At 41.6% G+C, this 19,802-nt stretch carries 16 protein-coding genes; 12 read left to right on the top strand and 4 right to left on the bottom strand.

Features of this window, described 5'->3' with window-relative positions:
- The first annotated feature begins 20 nt into the window (after positions 1-20).
- The 4 genes from HMPREF0659_RS07020 to HMPREF0659_RS07005 all read left to right on the top strand — a co-directional run bounded on the left by HMPREF0659_RS07020 (position 21) and on the right by HMPREF0659_RS07005 (position 6,014).
- Entirely contained in the window at positions 21-1,880 is a 1,860-nt protein-coding gene (locus HMPREF0659_RS07020; RefSeq protein ID WP_013264243.1) for an ABC transporter ATP-binding protein, read from the top strand.
- 35 nt (positions 1,881-1,915) lie between these two features.
- Positions 1,916-2,890 (top strand): lysophospholipid acyltransferase family protein, encoded by a 975-nt coding sequence (locus HMPREF0659_RS07015; RefSeq protein ID WP_013264548.1) that lies wholly within the window; start codon positions 1,916-1,918, stop codon positions 2,888-2,890.
- Entirely contained in the window at positions 2,887-3,702 is an 816-nt protein-coding gene (locus HMPREF0659_RS07010; RefSeq protein WP_013264694.1) for an O-fucosyltransferase family protein, read from the top strand. Before HMPREF0659_RS07015 ends, HMPREF0659_RS07010 begins: the two co-directional genes overlap by 4 nt.
- A gap of 329 nt (positions 3,703-4,031) precedes the next feature.
- Positions 4,032-6,014: an LTA synthase family protein gene (locus HMPREF0659_RS07005; protein WP_013263885.1), complete on the top strand. Its 1,983-nt coding sequence runs from the start codon at positions 4,032-4,034 to the stop codon at positions 6,012-6,014.
- Positions 6,015-6,078: 64 nt separating this feature from the next.
- Here the strand turns inward: HMPREF0659_RS07005 and HMPREF0659_RS07000 are convergent, their stop codons facing one another.
- Positions 6,079-6,864, bottom strand: a complete 786-nt coding sequence (locus tag HMPREF0659_RS07000) for a glycosyltransferase family 2 protein (RefSeq protein WP_013263949.1) — start codon at positions 6,862-6,864, stop codon at positions 6,079-6,081.
- A gap of 149 nt (positions 6,865-7,013) precedes the next feature.
- On the opposite strand from HMPREF0659_RS07000, the gene HMPREF0659_RS06995 reads away from it, so the two are divergent.
- The 4 genes from HMPREF0659_RS06995 to HMPREF0659_RS06980 are packed head-to-tail and all read left to right on the top strand — an operon-like array spanning position 7,014 to position 10,845.
- Positions 7,014-7,748 carry a glycosyltransferase family 2 protein gene (locus tag HMPREF0659_RS06995; RefSeq protein WP_226893178.1) on the top strand — a complete coding sequence of 245 codons (735 nt, stop codon included), beginning with the start codon at positions 7,014-7,016 and terminating at the stop codon, positions 7,746-7,748.
- 10 nt (positions 7,749-7,758) lie between these two features.
- Positions 7,759-8,541, top strand: a complete 783-nt coding sequence (locus HMPREF0659_RS06990; protein WP_262502351.1) for a glycosyltransferase family 32 protein — start codon at positions 7,759-7,761, stop codon at positions 8,539-8,541.
- A 5-nt stretch (positions 8,542-8,546) separates the two neighbouring features.
- Positions 8,547-9,728, top strand: coding sequence for a glycosyltransferase family 87 protein (locus HMPREF0659_RS06985; RefSeq protein ID WP_013264109.1), 1,182 nt, complete (start codon positions 8,547-8,549; stop codon positions 9,726-9,728).
- Positions 9,721-10,845, top strand: coding sequence for a glycosyltransferase family 4 protein (locus HMPREF0659_RS06980; RefSeq protein WP_013264679.1), 1,125 nt, complete (start codon positions 9,721-9,723; stop codon positions 10,843-10,845). The genes HMPREF0659_RS06985 and HMPREF0659_RS06980 overlap by 8 nt, the downstream gene beginning before the upstream one ends.
- 238 nt (positions 10,846-11,083) lie before the next feature.
- Here the strand turns inward: HMPREF0659_RS06980 and HMPREF0659_RS06975 are convergent, their stop codons facing one another.
- The 3 genes from HMPREF0659_RS06975 to HMPREF0659_RS06965 form a co-directional block, all read right to left on the bottom strand.
- A complete protein-coding gene (locus tag HMPREF0659_RS06975) occupies positions 11,084-11,500 on the bottom strand; it encodes a GtrA family protein (RefSeq protein ID WP_013264756.1) in 417 nt (138 codons plus the stop codon).
- An 11-nt stretch (positions 11,501-11,511) separates the two neighbouring features.
- Positions 11,512-12,456 (bottom strand): glycosyltransferase family 2 protein, encoded by a 945-nt coding sequence (locus HMPREF0659_RS06970; RefSeq protein WP_013264170.1) that lies wholly within the window; start codon positions 12,454-12,456, stop codon positions 11,512-11,514.
- 79 nt (positions 12,457-12,535) lie between these two features.
- Complete coding sequence (locus HMPREF0659_RS06965; RefSeq protein WP_013264968.1) at positions 12,536-13,315, bottom strand: polysaccharide deacetylase family protein; 780 nt, start codon at positions 13,313-13,315, stop codon at positions 12,536-12,538.
- Positions 13,316-14,346: 1,031 nt separating this feature from the next.
- Between HMPREF0659_RS06965 and HMPREF0659_RS06960 the strand changes: the two genes are divergently transcribed.
- From HMPREF0659_RS06960 to HMPREF0659_RS06945, 4 genes are all read left to right on the top strand, one after another.
- Entirely contained in the window at positions 14,347-15,351 is a 1,005-nt protein-coding gene (locus tag HMPREF0659_RS06960; RefSeq protein ID WP_013263903.1) for a glycoside hydrolase family 16 protein, read from the top strand.
- 69 nt (positions 15,352-15,420) lie between these two features.
- Positions 15,421-17,319, top strand: coding sequence for a 2-oxoacid:acceptor oxidoreductase subunit alpha (locus HMPREF0659_RS06955; protein ID WP_013264930.1), 1,899 nt, complete (start codon positions 15,421-15,423; stop codon positions 17,317-17,319).
- A 169-nt stretch (positions 17,320-17,488) separates the two neighbouring features.
- Positions 17,489-18,499: a 2-oxoacid:ferredoxin oxidoreductase subunit beta gene (locus HMPREF0659_RS06950; protein ID WP_013264729.1), complete on the top strand. Its 1,011-nt coding sequence runs from the start codon at positions 17,489-17,491 to the stop codon at positions 18,497-18,499.
- A 76-nt stretch (positions 18,500-18,575) separates the two neighbouring features.
- Positions 18,576-19,409 carry a LytTR family DNA-binding domain-containing protein gene (locus HMPREF0659_RS06945; protein WP_044045938.1) on the top strand — a complete coding sequence of 278 codons (834 nt, stop codon included), beginning with the start codon at positions 18,576-18,578 and terminating at the stop codon, positions 19,407-19,409.
- Positions 19,410-19,802: the final 393 nt, after the last annotated feature.

Genomic DNA, 19,802 nt, shown 5'->3' with positions numbered 1-19,802 from the left:
GATAACCAGATAACATATCTATGAAGGAATTCATACACGTTTTACGCAGGTTCATACCACCCTATAAGAAGTACCTTGTGCTGTCAATTATTTTTAATATATTGTCAGCCTTTCTCAATATATTCTCCTTTGCTACCCTTATCCCACTCCTTCAGATTCTTTTTAAGGTAGATGCAGGAACGGGAGCAACGCGTGCAATGGCTTGGAGCGAAGGTTCTTTTAAGGAGGTACTATCGAACAATGCAGATTATTACACGCAGATATACATCACCAGTTGGGGACCAACAACCGTCCTGTTGGCTATCGGTTTGATTCTTGCCTTTATGACTTTCCTAAAGACTGGTGCCTATTTCCTTTCTTCTGCATCAATCATTCCTATCCGAACAGGCGTAGTGCGTGATATTCGCAACCAACTCTATGAGAAGATTACATCTCTTTCTCTTGGCTTCTTCAGTGAGGAAAGAAAGGGAGACATCATCGCTCGTATGAGTGGTGATGTTCAAGAGGTTGACAACTCTATCATGTCATCTATCGACATGCTCTTTAAGAACCCTGTTCTTATCATCATTTACTTTACCACACTACTTGTTATCTCTTGGCAGTTGACACTCTTCACGCTCATTTTCGTACCTATCTTCGGATGGTTTATGGGCTTTGTTGGTAGAAAGCTAAAGCAGAACAGTATGACAGCACAGAAGTTGTGGAGTGATACGATGAGTCAGGTGGAAGAGACTTTAGGCGGATTAAGAGTCATCAAAGCCTTCTGTGCTGAAGGAATGATGAACGAACGCTTTGATAAGATCAACTCAGAATACCGCAGCGACATCATGCGTGTGAACATTCGTCAGCAGTTAGCGCATCCGATGAGTGAGTTCCTTGGAACGGTCATGATTGTTGTCGTACTTTGGTTTGGTGGTACCCTTGTCTTGGGTGAATCACCAATTATCAGCGGTCCTACCTTCATCTACTATCTTGTTATCCTCTATAGTATTCTCAATCCATTGAAGGAATTCTCCCGCGCAGGCTATAACATTCCTAAGGGACTTGCTTCAATGGATCGTATTGACAAAATTCTACAGGCAGAAGTGAAGATACAAGAACCTGAGAAACCAGTGCATATTGATAGCTTCGAACATGAGATTGAGTTCCGACATGTCAGCTTTGCTTATACAGATGGTAAGGACGATGAGGGCAAGCCAGAACTCCACTGGGTATTGAAGGATATCAACCTCGTTATTCCAAAGGGTAAGACTGTTGCCTTGGTAGGACAGAGCGGTAGCGGAAAGTCTACCTTGCTCGACCTCATCCCTCGTTACTACGATGTGCAGGAAGGTGAGATTCTCATTGACGGAATCAATATTAAGGATTTAGGAGTACACGATCTCCGCCAGCTTATTGGTAATGTAAACCAAGAGGCAATCCTTTTCAACGATAGTTTCAAGAATAACATCTCTTTCGGTGTCAATGCTACAGATGAGGCAATAGTCGAAGCTGCGAAGATTGCCAACGCTCATGAGTTTATCATGCATAGTGAGCGAGGATACGACACAAACATCGGTGATCGTGGTGGACGCCTCTCTGGTGGACAGCGTCAGCGTGTAAGTATTGCGCGTGCTATCCTTAAAAACCCTCCAATCCTTATCCTTGACGAAGCGACATCAGCCCTCGATACAGAGAGTGAGCGCCTTGTACAGGATGCCCTTTATAAGCTTATGAAGACGCGTACGACCATAGCTGTAGCGCATCGCCTATCTACTATCAAGAATAGCGATGAGATTTGCGTACTGCACGAAGGTGAGATTGTAGAGCGGGGTACGCACGATGAACTTATGGATATCGAAGGCTACTATAAGAAACTGCATGATATGCAGGAGATATAAGTAATTTCATTGAAGATAGATAGACTTCTTGTAAAATGAAAAAAGGACTTTCTTATATTGCTTACGCACTATCATATACCTTTTGGTATACGATGTCTTTGTTGCCAATGAGCCTACTTTATGTCTTTTCTTACTGCCTTTATCTTTTGGTCGGAAAGGTTGTAAAGTATCGTCATAAGGTTATTTGGAAGAACCTCAAGGACAGTTTTCCAGAGAAAGATGAGGCTGAATTGCAGCGTATAGAACGTGGTTTTTATCATTACTTCTGTGATTATCTTGTAGAAACTATCAAGCTTCTCAATATGAGTAAGCGTGAACTTCGTCAGAGGATGGTTTTCACAGGAATAGAAGAAATGAACGAGTTGCTTGAAAAGGGAGTATCCTGTGCTGTATATCTTGGACATTATGGTAATTGGGAGTTTATAACATCCTTGCCTTTATGGGTTTCTGAGAAGGCACAGTGTTGCCAAGTTTATCATCCGTTGAAGAACGAACGATTTGATAAACTCTTCAAGTCTGTACGCGAAAAACATCATGCACTTTGTATTCCAATGGCAGAGACACTGCGACAAGTAGTTTCTTATCGCCAGAAGAAACAACCTATTGTGATTGGGTATATCGCTGATCAAGCACCTTTCTGGAATAATATTCATCATTGGGTAGACTTCCTAAATCACGATACACCCGTCTTAACAGGTAGTGAACGTATCATAAAGAAGACAGGACAAGCCGTTTTCTATGGTGATGTCTCACGTGTTCGAAGAGGCTATTATCAGTGTGATTTCAAGTTGATAACCACTGAACCAGCAAAATATAAGGATTGGGAAATAACCGATAAATACTTTCAGTTGTTAGAAGAAACTATCCGTCGACAGCCAGAACTTTATCTTTGGAGTCATAAAAGATGGAAGCGTACGCGCGAAGAGTTTAACTTACGCTATGATGAGAAGACTGGAAGAGTAAGTTTGGAGCCACTGGATGAGATTATAAGGAAAAAAGATAAGGAATGATTTTTGTAAGAGATAAAGGGCGGATGTGTAATAACATTCTGCAATATGGACATCTATATGCTTGGGCAAGGGCGAACAATCGGAAGACGGTTTCAATGCGATTTGCTTACAAGTATCAATACTTTCATATCTGTAGGACTCGTTGGCATAATTTTTTTGTTTATCTTTTTGCAAAGTATGCAGCCCAATTAAAGCTAATACCTACCGTCACATTTGATACACCTGACGAAGACTTAACTGAAAAGGAAAAAGCAATGAGGCGTGGATGTCTTGTTGCTGAGGGGTGGTTTGCTCGTTGGTATGACCTTTTCTTACAGTATAAGCCAGAGATATTATCCTTATTTGCTTTTGATTCTCACATAGAAAGCAAGGTTACTTCATTGCTTGAAGTATCGTCTAAAGAGGGTATCATCAGATTGGGTGTACATATCCGTCGTGGTGATTATGCCACATGGAATGATGGTAGATTTCTCTATGACGATAAGCAGATGATTAATATTATCCGTCAGTTTATCCTCCTTCATCCTAATAAACGTGTTGTAATCTATATTTGTGGTAATGATCCAAAACTCAATAAGCAAGCTTATAGCGAGGCTTTTGGGCAAGAAAATGTCGTCTTTCCACAAGGTAATCCGGGAGAGGACCTGTGTCTTCTATCTCATTGCGACTATCTAATCGGTCCACCGAGTACGTTTACCCTCGTTGCATCAATGTATCGTAACACTCCATTGTATTGGATTAAAGATATCAACAAGCCCTTACAAGAGGATTGCTTTGACTACTTTGATAATCTCTTTCGCAATATCATATAGTCTTTGAAGCCGTAAATAACATAAGAAAACAGTAACAGTTCATCAATATTCCGTAGTGTATGGTCATACAATCGACGTCTTTTAGTGAATTATTTTCATGAAAAGAAAGAATTATTTTCATGAAAATAAATATTTATTGTCATGAAGAAAAATATTTATTTACATGAAAAAAAATAGCCACAAGCTGTCGGGAAGTCTACTTATGATGCTTATTATGAGTAGAAATAACGATAAGAACAATGACTCTTGATGCTCTGTTGTTACAGAAAACATTCTATTTTAAAGTCGAAATAAGTAAGAACAAACCCCGAAATAAGTAATAAGAAATAATGTATAAGAACTTAACATATCTGCTAAAGCACTCTGCTGTCATCCTTGTTATCCTATTTTTTGTGCGCATTTGCTTTGCTATTGCGTTTGTTCCGATGGGTCTTATAGGCAGCAACCTAACTGTTCTTCCACGTTTACTTTTCAATGTCCTGCGTTTTGATATGCAGGTAGTTTGTTACGTTTTGTTGCTTCCAACAGTTCTGACCTTTGTTTTTGCAGCCCTTCGTAAGCCGTGGACTGATCGTGTATTGAGCCGTTTCCGTAAGGTTTATTACGCTATTGTCAACATTCTTATACTGGCACTCAGCGGTATAGATTTGGGCTTCTTTTCTAATTTCAATAGCCATATTAACCTCACTTTCTTTGATTTCTTCAATGAAGGACCAATAAGTTTGATACAGGCGATATGGGAAGAATACCATTGTGTTTATGAAGGTTTAGCCTTCCTTTTCCTCTCATTATTGATCCTTTATGTCATTCGTAGAATAGAATCAGATAAGGTGTTGGCTCGTCAAACGAACTGTTCTTTAGGCGGTCGGAAGACTTCACGCGGTCAGCTTATTAAACTTTCGGTTATCATTTTACTGTATATTGCTTTTGTAGTTATTGGTATGCGTGGGTCGGTATGGCGTTTCCCTTTGCAGATAGAAGACACCTTTGTATCAAATCAGAAGCTTCTGAACGACCTTGTTCCCAATGCTATCTACATGTTGAAGAAGGCTTGTAAAGAGAAAGCTAAGGCCTTTAAGGTTGAGAGTACAGATGACTTATTAGCACAATATAAGTTTAAGAGTCTGCAAGAAGCATTAGATGTTTATACCGATGGGCAGATAAAGATAGCAAAGAACGACACGCTAACAGCCTTGCAACATGCATTATTCGCAGAAGTGGGTGACAGTTTAAAGCAACCACAGCCTAATGTTGTAATTATTTATAGCGAGAGTTGGAGTAATTATCTGTTCAATCTCCAACAGAAGGATGCGGAGATGAACTTCGGTTTGGACCGTCATTTCAAAGAAGATTTGCTTTTCCGCAACTTCCAATCGGTTCAGAATGGTACGATAAATTCGCTTGAAAACCTCTTTGTGTCTACTCCTTTTCCACACTTCTTTACTTCATCTTATCGTTTCAATACGCTGCCTACGTCGATTGCCTTACCTTTCAAAGCCAGCAACTATACAACGATGTTTATGTCGGGAATGGATGCTGCGTGGGAGAACTGTGCTGAAGCATTGCCTCATCAGCAGTTTGATGCAGTCTACGATAAGTTCTTTCTCTTGAAAGACTATCCTCATGCGACTTATAATAGTATTGGTGTTTACGATGAATACCTCTTCCAAGCATTGTTAGATAAGTTAAATAAACCATCAAAGAAACGGCAGATGATAACTGTGATGACGACGACAAATCATCCACCTTTTGAGTTCCCAAAGGACTTGAAACTTCCTCCTTTGCCCGATTCTTTCTATGGTAAGAAGTGTTTTGCAGAGCATAATCGTAAGGTTTTGGATAAGTATCTCACTGGATTCCGCTATTATAACAAGACACTGAATGACTTTCTCAATCGCTTCAAAGCCTCTGCAGCAGCAAAGAATACGATACTTGTTATCACAGGTGACCATAACGTGCGCGTTATTCTTAATAATGATGTAATCGATAAGCGGTATGAACATTCCGTTCCGCTCTATGTCTATCTCCCACCTTACCTACGCAAGGAGGCTTATAACAAGCTAACTAATCGATGGGGAAGTCATGATGATATCTTAGCAACGGTCGCCCCCTTTGCTTTCCGTAATACAAAGTATTTCAAGATGGGTAAAAACCTCTTAGATACGTCCGTTTCGGACAGTACTTATTATAGTGCAAACGTTGACCAGATAGAAGCTATACCAAGCTATCAAAATAAGGCTGAGCGACTTACGGCAGCCCGCAACCTACTCCGTCAGGTGTATTTTGGTTTGTATTGGAGGACGCAACAGTAACAAAACGATAGAGGGTGTAAGTTTTGAAGCTTACACCCTCTATTGTTATATTATAATGATTCGTTTATTTCTGTTCGTCTTCACTCTGTTTCTTTATCCTTGCCTCTATTACTTTCGCAACAATCATAAACTGGTAGAAGCCTGTCATAACACTATCAATAAAACCTGTAACACCGTTTCTTATTTCTCCATTCATAAAGTAGGATTTGAAGAAACGCCAGAAAGGACGGAAGAGTAATGCACCAACTCCATAGTTCTTGCCCTGTTTTTTGAGGACTTCGTTAGTGGTATAGCGGTTGCATTTCTCTAACATATCAGCTAAATAGTTCTCCGCTAAGTGAATTAATTGTACGTTGTAAAGATGGTTATTGATGTGTTCAACAGATCCCTGCACTTGTGGAATGGAGTGTATGTATGGAGGCCATACAGTTCCTTCGCAGATAAAGAAGCGTAGTTGGTAATCCTTTGAAAATCCTTTCTTAGGGGTATTCATAAATCGGTTCTGCCTTGGAATATAAAGACCTTTCGCACAGTTAGGCTTGTCGATGTGCTGATAGAGATAAGATCTCAGTTCTGGTGTCACCAATTCGTCAGCATCAACGACGAGTACCCACGGGCTTTTAGCACTTTGTATGGCAAAGTTTCGGGCTGGTTCGACACAGGTATGATTACCTTTTGGGAAAGTAACAACCTTACATCCGGCACGTTGAGCAATCTCCACGGTATGGTCAGTACTCTCCATATCGCAGATAACAACCTCATCGAAGTCCTTAACGGAGTCGAGTACACGCTGCAGGAATTTCTCAGCATTGTAGGTGTTGATAACAACTGATATCTCTTTTTTTTCCATCTTATGGGCAAAGATACGATTTTTTTCTGTACATTTGCATTATGCCAATTGAAAAAAACAACGCATTATCGGATTTGTTGGAAAGTATATTTGAAAGATAGAAATACCTACTGATTTGGTAAAGGCAATGTGTTTTATTGGTATAAAATGTGTTTGAATTATTCATTACTATGATAGAAAAGCCTTTAGTTACGGTCATTACCGTTTGTTATAACGCTGTATCACTGATAGAGAAGACTATCCGTAGCGTTTTGGCACAGCAGTATGAGCACATTGAATACGTTGTTGTTGATGGCGGTTCTACCGATGGTACGATAGAGATAATTCGTAAGTATGAAGCTCATATCAGTCATTGGATAACGGAACAAGACGAGGGTATCTATGATGCAATGAACAAAGGAGTTGCAATGGCTACAGGAGAGTGGTGCATCTTTCTCAATGCTGGTGACACATTTGCTGCTGATGACGTTTTGAATCGGATTTTTCAAGTTCCGCGTGAGGCTGATGTTATTTATGGTGATGTCGTAAAGAATGGAACTGTTAAGGCTGCAGAGCCACCGCATAATAGTCATAGAATGTACTTTTGTCATCAAAGTTGTCTGACACGTACAGCCTGTCTTCGAACTTTCCCATACGATACAAGTCATCGAATGTCAGCAGACTTCAAGTTGTATAAGTTGCTTTGGAAAAAGCATTATCGCTTTCTTCAACTGCCTTTTGCTATTGCCAACTTTGATACAACGGGTGTTTCCAACACGAACCGATCACGAGGACTATATGACAACATACGAATTATCAGAGAATTAGACGGATGTTTAGAGCAGATTCGACTTCTACCACGTCTTTATTTCGTCTATTTCCTCTGTAAATTAAAGAATCAATAAGTTAGTAACAATTAATAACCATATAGCTATGATACCCAAAGTCATTCATTACTGCTGGCTCAGCAACGACCCATATCCTGATAAAATACAGAAGTGTATGGACACTTGGAGGAAGGTGTTGCCCGACTATGAGATAAAATTATGGAACACTGAGAACTTCGATATGTCAAAGGCTCCAGTCTATGTGCGCGAAGCTTTCGAGCAACGTAAGTGGGCTTTTGCTGCAGATTATATCCGTATGTATGCGCTATATACCGAAGGTGGTATTTATCTTGACTCTGATGTAAAGGTGTTGAAGTCATTTGATGAATTCCTTAACTATAAGTTCTTCACTTCATTAGAGTATCATCCAAAGCAGATAGAGATGACCGGTGCGATGGATATGATTGATAAAGAAGGTAATCGTATCAAGGATGATTTCGTCTCAGGAATACAGATTCAGGCGGCAGTGATGGGTTCTGAGGCTGGCTGTCAGTTTGTTAAAGACGTCTTAGACGACTATGAGAAGCGTGAGTTTATTTATCCAGAAGGCTCTAATGGTAAGGGAGTTATCTCTCCATTTGTCTATGCAAGGGTAATGGAAAAGTATGGTTTTAAATACTTGGATAAAGATCAACCACTCGAAGACAATATGATGGTATTCCGTTCGGAAATCTTTGCAGGCAACAAGTATGAGGCAACACCAGCTTCATACGCCATACACTATTGTGCTCATAGTTGGAAACGAACCCCGATGGAGAAGTTAAACCGATGGTTGAAAAGGAATATCCCTTGTCTGTTTCCTAAGAAATAAATGTGATGAAAGATAGAATAAAGCAACTCTTACACCATCCTTTACTCTCTAACCGATGGTTCCTTATGGGCTTATGGTTTATCATTGCCCTCGCAGGAATGCTGAAGTACAATCGAAGTTTCAATAACTTCCTTATCTTCCGTGGTGTTTACTGGCACACAGTGAATCAAACTTCACTCTATACAGCCTATCCTGCGGAATATTGGGATGTGAATCATTATGGTCCGGTGTTCTCACTTGTCATCGCACCTTTTGCCCTTCTGCCTCTTTGGGCGGGTATGTTGCTATGGTTAGTGTTCCTAACAGCATGGCTATATTTAGCTATTGTCCGTTCAGGACTACGTGAACAACAGAAGATTTTCATACTTTGGTTCTGTGGAATAACGCTTCCTACCGCACTTTTTATGCAGCAGTTCAATATTGCTGTGGCTGCAATGATTCTCTCTTCTTTCTTTCTTATTGAGAAAGAAAAGGACGGTTGGGCTGCATTCTTCATCGTTTTAGGTACGTTGGTGAAACTGTATGGTATCGTAGGGTTGGCTTTCTTCCTATTCTCTCGGCACAAGTTGAGATTGTTGATGTGGCTTACAATATGGTCAGTTGTACTCTTCTGTGCGCCAATGCTTATTAGTTCGCCATCTTATGTCATAGGACAATACCACGAATGGTTCACTTGTTTAGTGGAAAAGAATGCAGAGAACCTCGGTTCTATTCAGCAGAATATCTCCCTTTTAGGACTTGTTCGTCGTACAACTGGCTGTATGAACTATTCTGACCTATGGCTGATTCTGCCCGGAATGGCACTCTTTGCCCTTCCTTACCTGCGTTTCTCACAGTATAAGAACCTTGCCTTCCGTGAGACGATACTTGCCTCTGTACTCTTGTTTGTCATACTTTTCAGTACAGGTAGTGAGGCCAGCGGATACGTGATAGCCTTGTTAGGCGTTTGTATATGGTACACCGCTGCTCCTTGGAAGCGTGGAAAGTGGGCGATAGCATTGATGGTATTTGTCTTCCTACTCTCTGGTATGGGTAGCAGCGACATCTTCCCGAAGTTCATCCGAGAAGCATATATCAAGCAATATGCCCTCCGTGCGTTGCCAATCAGTATTCTCTGGCTGTGGCTTTGTTATGAGTTATGCACAAAGGATTATACCCCAATAGAAAAGGCCGATGCTCATGAATAAGAAGATAATAGGTTATGATGCTAAGCGAATTGTAAGAAACGGTACCGGATTAGGTAGCTATGGGCGCACACTCATCAACGACCTTGCCCCGTTGATGCCTAACACAAACTTACGACTCTATGCTCCTGATGCTGGACGTGACGACCTTCGCAATCAGGTGGAACTGCGAGATAACGTGCAGTTCTGCTATCCCGACCACCTTCGTTTCCGTCTGCAGCGTGACTGGTGGCGTGTGAAAGGGGTGGTAAAAGACCTAAAAGCAGATGGAGTAGAACTTTATCACGGTCTTTCGGGTGAACTGCCTTCAGGTTTGGCAGCAGCCGGCATCCCCGGTGTTGTTACTATTCATGACCTTATCTTCCTACGTCATCCGGAGTTCTATCCCGCTATTGACGTTTTCTTCTATAAGCGGAAGTTCTATCAGACACTACGTGAGGCAAGCCGTATCATTGCGATTAGCGAATGTACGAAGCGTGACATCTTATATTATGGTGACTTTCCAGAGGACAAGATAGACCTTGTTTATCAAAGCTGTAGCACTCACTTTAATCAGTCGGTAAGTCCTTCACTGATAGAGGAAGCCCGCCGTAAGTATCAACTCCCACAGCGTTATATATTAAATGTAGGAACGGTAGAAGTGCGAAAGAATATTCTTTTGGGTATTCGTACTATGGCAAAGCTACCTTCCGACTTACATCTTGTCATCGTAGGACGACAGACCAAGTATCAGAAAAAGCTCGATGCAGAAATCAAACGTTTAGGAATTGGCGAGCGAATCCATTTCCTTCAAGGTGTACCTAACGACCTTCTCGCAGCTATTTATAATCAGGCTGAGGCTTTTATCTATCCTTCACGTTATGAAGGATTTGGTATTCCAATCATCGAAGCCATACAAAGCGGATTGCCAGTCGTAGCTGCTATGGGTAGTTGTTTGGAAGAAGCGGGTGGTCCTGATTGCCTTTATGTAGGTCCAGACGATGTCGACGGCAATGCTGCTGCAATCCTTTCAGCGATAGAGCATCGTAAGGAAATGGTCAGCAAGAGCCAACGCTACGTAAAACGATTCGAAAATCAAGATGTAGCCTCTCAGATTCTTGAGGTGTATAATAAGATATAAAGCATCATCCCCAAGCCCTTTTCTTATCATAAAGAGCTTGGGGATGAGTTTTTTCTTCCCTTTTCTATTGCTGTATTACTGCTTAGCACCAATCGTGCGAACGCTCCGCACCATGTGTGCGGACGCCTAACACCAATGGTGCGGATGCCTAATACGAATCTCGCAAACCATCAACACCCACCATCTAACACCCATCACCCAATCCTGCCAACCATTAACACCTACCATTCAACACCTATCACCCATCACCCTTTCTCCCTTTTACAAACACAAGACGCAGTAAAACGAAGTTGATAGGAACAACTATCACCATCACAAGGATAGGCGACAGCCATTTGCTGATACCTAACCAAAGGAAGAGATGGAGCAATCCTATTTCTAAAAGATAGTTGAGTATGTGGCTACCAACGAAGCCTGCAACATTATTTTTTGACGGTTTTCCTTTAAAAGTAAAGTAAGTTGTAAGTCCGTAGTTACAAAGAAGTCCCACTCCGTAACCAGCTGTATAAGCTATGGTTGTATTCGTAAAGAGTAGAAAGAGACAATAGGTTCCATAATGGATAAGCGAACATATAGTGCCCGTTATACCAAAACGGAAGAGTCGCCAGAAGTCTTTTCGCCAGCGTTGCCAAAGCTCTTTAATGCGTATCGCCATGTGAGAAGGGATTAATCGAGTATTTGACTGATGTTATAAAGTGGACGCTGCTTTACCTCTTCATATATTTTGGCAATATAAACTCCCACTGCACCGATTGAAATCATCAGCATAGCACCCACGAGCCAAATACTAAGAATGAGTGAAGCCCAGCCTGCTACCTCCGTATGATTGACGAAAGCGTGGATGACGTAGATACCTATGCACAAGGTGACGAACAAGAAGGCGATACCAAGATAGATGACATAGTAGATTGGTTTTACGGAGAATGATGTGATACCATCTAATGCCAAGCTAAGCATCTTGCGCAAAGTGTATTTAGAAGTACCTGCTTTACGTTCACTGATGCGGTCGTCAACAGTTGTAGACTTGAGTCCGATAGAAGGGATGAGACCACGCAGATAGAGGTTACGTTCCTTATATCCAGAGAGTATCTCTAAGGACTGACGGCTCATCAGACGGAAGTCAGCATGGTTAAAGATACTGTTCACGCCCATCTTCTCTTGTAGATGATAGAATGCCTGTGCAGACATACGCTTCAAGATTGGGTCGGCTTTGCGTGAAACCTTCACCCCATAGACAATCTCATTGCCGTCTTCAAAGGCATCAATCATCTGTGGAATACATTTCTTATAGTCATCTTGCAGGTCGGCATCGAGTGTGATAACAGCATCGGCCCAGTCTTTTGCCGTCATCATACCAGCCATGATAGCATTCTGATGCCCCACGTTATGAGCGAGGTTGATACCCTTTATACGTGGATGCTGGCTGTGGAGCTGTTGGATAATCTCCCATGTTCGGTCACGGCTTCCGTCATTGACAAACACAATCATCGAGTCATCAGAAATCCTTCCCTGACTGATGAGTTCGTCGAATAGCTCCATGAGCTGTGCTGCTGACTGTTCTAAAACCTCTTCCTCGTTGTAACACGGAGAGACCGTTGCAAGTTTTACCATATCTTATATTCTGCTTGTTGGGGTGTTTATAGGGAGTGTTTCTTTGACTGCTGTCTGCTGTTCAGAGCGGGAATCGAACTTATTTCTTCTGGCGCTTGGCAAAGTCAACGTAGGTAATAAACTCCTGCTTGTCTGCCTTCATTGCCTTGATAAAGCGGTCGAGTCGCTGTTCTAATTCGTGTCCACTATGATTCTTGATGATAAAAGGCATCTTGAACTCTGGATGTGACTTGAGGTCATAGAACTCCCATGGGTGGAAATAGGTCACGAAATAGCCATCGTGGCGCAATACCTGTCGAACTAAACGAAGATAGAACCACTCTGGGAAGTTGTGCATAGACAGCCAAAAGAGTGGAATACGTAGGTGAGGGCTAACGCTGGCAGGTATCTGCATGACCTTCCCTTGCATAAACCATGTGCGTGGAGTAGTGAGGTGCATGTATCGACCCGGTATAAAAGCAGGGTTCAAAGAAGAGTTATAAAGGTAGCCAGCCTTCTCTATATCCTCATCCGATACAGGGAACATACGTGGCTGACGATAGCCCGCAACCTTCACACCTGTTACACGTTCGATGATTTCTTTAGAACGAAAAACATCCTCTGGCTTGGGTTGCCAGTGGTCAACACCATGACAAGCCACCTCGTGCCCTTCGTTCTTAATACGCTCCATGACCTCTGGTGCCAGTTCTGCAAAGTTGCCAGTGCAGAAGAAGGTAGCGCAGACGTTATTCGCCTTCAGTATGTCGAGGATGCGATTTGTACCCTCAATGGATACCTTCATGCCCTCTTCAAGGGAGAAGTCTACCCCATGTTCGCGTGGTACATCAAACTCTTCCGTATCGAAGCTTAGTAATATCATTTCTCTTCTGTTTCTTTATTTGTCCAGTTTCCTTCATCAAAAGAAAGCTATTCTACAAATCCTTTTTCCTTTTGAGGATAGCCTTAACAACGGCTTTGACCATGTCTTGTTTTATTGTTGTAAGCTTTCATTTGTGGAAAGTATTGCAAAGTTACAATAAAACTCTGATATTACTTGTATAATAAGGTGTTGATTTGGGGCTTATTAACCATCAATAATTGGGCAGAAGAGGATTAATAAGCTTCTTCTGTTAAATATATAGATTGCAAATAGATACTATGTCTTTCCGTCTTCTACCAACAACTTATTCCCATATTACGGATATTTGTAAATTATTTTTATATGGTTCAATGCCAATATATGCTTTTTTGGCTTCTTAAAGACGCCTAATAGGCTTGCAAAAGATGCCCTTTTGAGGTTCAATTAACGCCCTTTTGGAGTCCAATTAAGCACCTTTTATGATAGTACTTTATAACTAACTGATTTCGTGTTTGTTACAAACCTGATTTCTATACGTGTATTTGTCATTATTTACAGATGTTTTATTAGAAATTATGTAATGATTTTTCAAAATGTTATCTTGAATCTTTGGAGTGTTTAATTTAGGGTGTTGGGTGTTGGTTGTTAGGTGTTGATGGTATGATTTTAGGGTTGTTGGGTGTTTAATGTTAGGTGTTGATGAAATGATAAGGTGGTTGATAAAGATAATCTACAATATGAGTTGGTATTTTATATGCTTTTTACTGTCTTTAAATGATTGGAGGGTTGATTTCTGGATGCTTTTTACTCGTAAGATATAAAAATATATTTTTTCTCCTCAAAAGATTTTGTTTTCTCAATAATATTTCGCACTTTTGTCCTCAGAATACACTAACGTAAACAAAAGATAATCTAAAAAACGGAAAGTCGAGAAAGCAACGTGGGGAAATGTAGACCTATGTTATGTCAAATTCCTTATGTTTTCATCTGTGCTATAGGATGATTCTATGCTTTTCAGATCGTACCGCTTCAGATAGAATCTTCATAAAATCATGTCACAAAAGAAGAACAACAAGAGATTGCTTGCAGTGCTTACAATGGCATTGTTTTCCATAATATCCTTTGCACAGGGAGTCAAGTTGGCTGATGGTGTTGAGCCATTGCCAGCGGATGCAAAAACTCCGGGCTCAGAATATACACTTGTCTTCCATGATGAGTTTAATGAGCCAGATGGCACCTTGCCTAATACAAAGGTGTGGAGATACTGTACGCGCCGTCCGAAAGTGACATGGGCACGCTTCTTGAGCAACTCTCCTGAGGTCGCTTTTATGAAGGATGGTAATCTCGTTCTGCGTGCTATTCCTAATTCTGATAGGTCAAAAGATGATGTGGAAATGCTTTCAGGCGGTATCGAAACCAGTCAGAGCTTCACCTTTCGCTTTGGTCGTGTAGAGTGTCGGGCTATGATTAATCCTTTTGTAGGTAATTTCCCTGCTATCTGGATGATGCCAAAGTCAAAGTTTGGATGGCCGAAAGGCGGTGAGATTGATATCTTTGAGCAGATTGATAATGAGCAGCGTTGTTATGCAACCGTACACTCTGCATGGACAAAAAGTCATGGAAATGAGCCACACTCTGGCAATCTTTGGATGCCAATGAATCGTTATCACACCTATGCAGTAGAGTGGGAAGAGGACGTGTTGACCTTCTTTGCTGATGGTAAGCGCGTGTTCCAATATAAGAAACAGAATGATAGTCAGGAGCAATGGCCGTTTGATAAGTCTAATTTCTACCTGATTCTCAATCAGTCAGTGGGCAATGGTTCATGGGCGAAAAAGGCAGATGTCAACCATACCTACGAGATGCGCGTCGATTGGATACGTGTCTATCAAAAGGAGAAGCATATCCCTACGAGTATCAGTGTTCCAATGACAAAGATACAGGAAAGCGCAGAAAGCGATGATATTTATTCGTTGCAGGGGGCTAAGATGGGGACTCATGAGAGCGAATTGCCAAAGGGAATCTATGTTCTTAATGGTAAGAAGTTTGTTAAATAAGCTTTACCGCTATGGTGGAAAAGCTAAGAAATACAGAAACGATTTACTAACATAAACAAGAAATAATCTATGGAAGAACAAATCGAAGTGAAAGAACTCGACAGTGTTGTAGTGCACTTTTCTGGTGACTCAGGTGATGGTATGCAGCTTGCGGGTAACATTTTCACCACTGTCTCGGCTACAGTCGGCAATGGTGTATCTACTTTCCCAGACTATCCAGCTGATATCCGTGCCCCGCAAGGATCCTTGACAGGTGTGAGTGGATTCCAGGTTCATATCGGTTCGGGCAAGGTTTATACGCCTGGTGACCTCTGTGACGTTCTTGTAGCAATGAATGCTGCTGCGTTGAAGATGCAGTATAAGCATTGTAAGCCTAACAGTACAATTATTATTGATACTGATTCATTCGGACAGCGTGACCTTCAGAAGGCTGAATTCCGCAGCGATGACTATTTAGGTGAGATGGGTATCGACCCTGATCGGGTAGTGGCTTGTCCGATAACAAAGATGGTGAAGGACTGTTTGGCTGATACTGGCATGGATAATAAGTCTATGCTAAAGTGCCGTAATATGTTTGCCTTGGGTCTTGTCTGCTGGCTTTTCAGTCGTGACTTAGAGTTGGTAAACAACTATCTTGAGACAAAGTTTAAGAAGAAACCAGCCATTGCAGAGGCGAATATAAAGGTAGTACGTGCAGGATATGACTATGGTCATAACGTACATGCTTCTGTTCCTAATACCTATCGTATTGAGTCAACAGTGAAACAGCCTGGCCGTTATATGGATATTACGGGTAACAAGGCTACTGCTTACGGTCTTATGGCTGCGGCTGAGCGTGCTGGCTTGCGTCTTTTCTTAGGTTCTTATCCTATCACTCCTGCAACAGATATCTTACATGAGTTGTCAAAGCATAAGTCAATGGGTGTGACAACCGTACAGTGTGAGGACGAGATTGCTGGTTGTGCATCGGCTATTGGTGCTGCTTTCGCTGGTGCTTTGGCTGCTACTTCAACCTCTGGTCCTGGTATCTGTCTGAAGAGTGAGGCAATGAACCTTGCACTTATTGATGAGCTTCCATTGGTGATTATCGACGTACAGCGTGGTGGTCCGTCAACGGGTATGCCTACGAAGAGTGAGCAGACTGACCTCTTGCAGGTGCTTTATGGTCGTAATGGTGAGAGTCCAATGCCTGTCATTGCAGCTACAAGTCCTACCGATTGCTTTGATGCAGCCTATAACGCTTGTAAGATTGCATTGGAACATATGACGCCAGTAGTGCTCCTTACCGATGCTTTCATTGCTAATGGTTCTTCTGCTTGGAAGCTTCCAAATATCGAAGAGTTGCCAGAAATCCATCCACACTTCGTTACAGAAGACCAGAAGTATAAGTACACTCCATACAAGCGTGACCCTAAGACATTAGCACGTTACTGGGCTATCCCAGGCACGGAGGGCTATACACACATCCTTGGTGGTTTGGAGAAAGATGGTGAGACAGGTGCTATCTCAACCGATCCTGAGAACCATGACAAGATGGACCACATCCGTTGGAACAAGGTGGCACGTATTTCTGTACCTGATTTGACAGTTTTAGGCGACAAGGATGATGCTGATTTACTCATTGTAGGCTTCGGTAGTACATACGGTCATCTCTATTCAGCTATGGAGGTGTTGCGTGGTAAGGGACATAAGGTTGCTTTGGCACAGTTCAAGTATGTGAACCCATTGCCAAAGAACACTGCAGAAGTGCTTAGTCGTTACAAGAAAGTCGTTGTTGCAGAACAAAATCTTGGTCAGCTCGCAGCCCTCTTGCGTATTCGTATCAACCACTTCGCTCCTTATCAGTATAACCAAGTTAAGGGACAACCATTCGTTGTCACGGAGTTGGTTACTACTTTCGAGAAACTCCTCAAGGCTCCACTGCCAAAGGAAGAAACTGGTACTTTCTATACGAAGATACTTGAGTAAGGGAGTTGACGAGTTTACAAGTTGACGAGTTAACGAGTTAACAAGTTGCTTGTTAAGAGTTAAGCGAATAGAAGTAATCATAATTGTGAATTATGAATTTTGAATTCTGAATTAATGGTAATCACAATTATGAATTATGAATTTTGAATTATGAATTAAATTAAAAGTCATGAATCAATATACAGCACAAGATTTTAAGAAGGGACAACCACGTTGGTGTCCTGGCTGTGGCGACCATTTCTTCCTTGCCAGCTTGCAGAAAGCAATGGCAGAGTTAGGTGTTCCACCTTACGAAACAGCCGTTATCAGTGGTATCGGATGCTCAAGCCGATTACCTTATTATGCTAATACATACGCTATGCAGACCATTCATGGTCGTGCAGCAGCCATCTCTACTGGTGCAAAGGTGACCAACCCAAACCTTACCATCTGGCAGGTTTCGGGCGATGGTGACGCACTTGCTATCGGTGGTAACCACTTTATCCATGCGATGCGTCGTAATGTGGACCTGAATATGATTCTTTTGAACAACCGTATCTATGGTCTAACGAAGGGACAGTATTCACCAACCAGTCCACGTGGCTTCGTTTCTAAGTCAAGTCCTTATGGCACTACGGAGGATCCATTCCACCCAGCAGAACTCTGTTTTGGTGCGCGTGGTAACTTCTTTGCACGTAGTGTTGCCAGCGACAATACCGAGACAATTGAAATCCTCAAGGCTGCTTATCTACATAAGGGTGCTGCCGTGTGTGAGATTTTACAAAACTGTGTTATCTTCAACGATGGTTGTCACAACTCTGTTTATACCTCACAAGGTCGTAAGGAGAATGCTATCTATGTCAAGCATGGCGAACCATTGATCTTCGGTCCCAACCAAGAGTTTGGACTTGTACAAGAAGGCTTCGGCTTGAAGGTGGTTAAAATCGGAGAGAACGGTATTACTCGCGATGACATCCTCGTACATGATGCTCACTGTCAGGATAATACCTTACAGCTAAAGCTTGCAATGATGAGCAATGAGGACGGCTTCCCTGTAGCTCTCGGAGTTATCCGTGACGTTGAAGCACCTACCTATGACGCTGCTGTTAATCAGCAGATAGAAGAGGTGAAGGCGCAGAAGCATTACCATACCTTTATGGAGATGCTCGAAACCAACGATATTTGGGAAATAAAAGAGTAAAAATTTAAGACGAAATACACTTGCACGAAAAGAGGAAAAGATGTAACTTTGTGGACAACCAACCATTTAAGACATCATGAGTAGACTAACCTCATTTCTACATAGCAGGTGTACGATACAGACAAATGCCACTTCCTGGCGCACGAGTGTTGCGTTAGGAGTTGGCATTTTTTTGTTTCTTTACCTCCTACAACCCTTTGGAATCAGCCAGTATCGGGGTAATACATTCCTGATGTGTCTTGGTTTTTGTGTCATGACTATCTTCGTTCAATGGCTTTGTGCTTTCCTTTTCTTCAAAAGACCATTACGAAAAAATGTCCCAATCACCAATGGTTATATCATTCTTTATAGTATTGCTATTGAGTTGGCAATGGCAATCTCTATGACGCTCTATGCTGCTTTCTTCTTCCAGATGCCATTAACATGGCGGCTATTCAGTATATTCTTTTATTGGACCTTCCTTGTTTGGGTAATCGTTACAGCTATTTTTACGTTGGTAAACTATAACCGTATGTTGAATAGTAGACTGGAAGAAATGATAAAGAAGACTACGGATGAGCAGGAGGATATCCTCATTACATTGCATGATCAGAACCTTCGAGGAACCGACCTCACCTTGCCTATCAACAATCTACTCTATATCGAAGCTCGAAAAAACAATGTCTGCGTATGTTATCTAAAAGAAGGTAAGATACAAAAAACCGAACTTCGTTCTACGTTGACAGCCTTGAAAGATGACCTCCCTTACGATAATATCTTTCAGTGTCACCGTTCCTTCCTTGTGAATATCAATAACATCTCTTCTGCAAAAGGTAATTCCAACGGCTATCAGCTGCGCCTTTCAGGTTGTGATGACTTCATTCCAGTCTCCCGCACCTTTGTTCCCGGTCTTCGCCACTTCGTCGGTTAATATCTATCCATTAGTATGTTCTTCCGTCTTCTACAAGTAACTTATTCCCTTATCACTTGATATCTGTAAACTATTTTCATACGTTTCAAAATCAATCCATGCTCTTTTGGCTTCTAAAAGACGCCTAATTGACTTGCAAAAGGTGCCCTTTTGAAGTCCAACTAACGCCCTTTTGAAGTCCAATTAAGCACCTTTTGTTTTGCTAATTTATAACCAATTGATTTCCTGTTGGTTACAAACCTGCTTTTTATGCGTGTTTTTATCCTTGTTCATAGCTGTTTTATTTGAAAATATGTAACGATTTTTCAACACGAAATCTGTGTTTTTGAAGTATTAAGATGAAAGTTTTTTCTGAAATGGGGAGTGATAAACTAAAGCTATTACATAAAAAGG

It is taken from the genome of Prevotella melaninogenica ATCC 25845 (genome assembly GCF_000144405.1).
In the GTDB taxonomy this organism is placed as follows: domain Bacteria; phylum Bacteroidota; class Bacteroidia; order Bacteroidales; family Bacteroidaceae; genus Prevotella; species Prevotella melaninogenica.
This window is presented reverse-complemented; position numbering and strand designations above follow the sequence as displayed.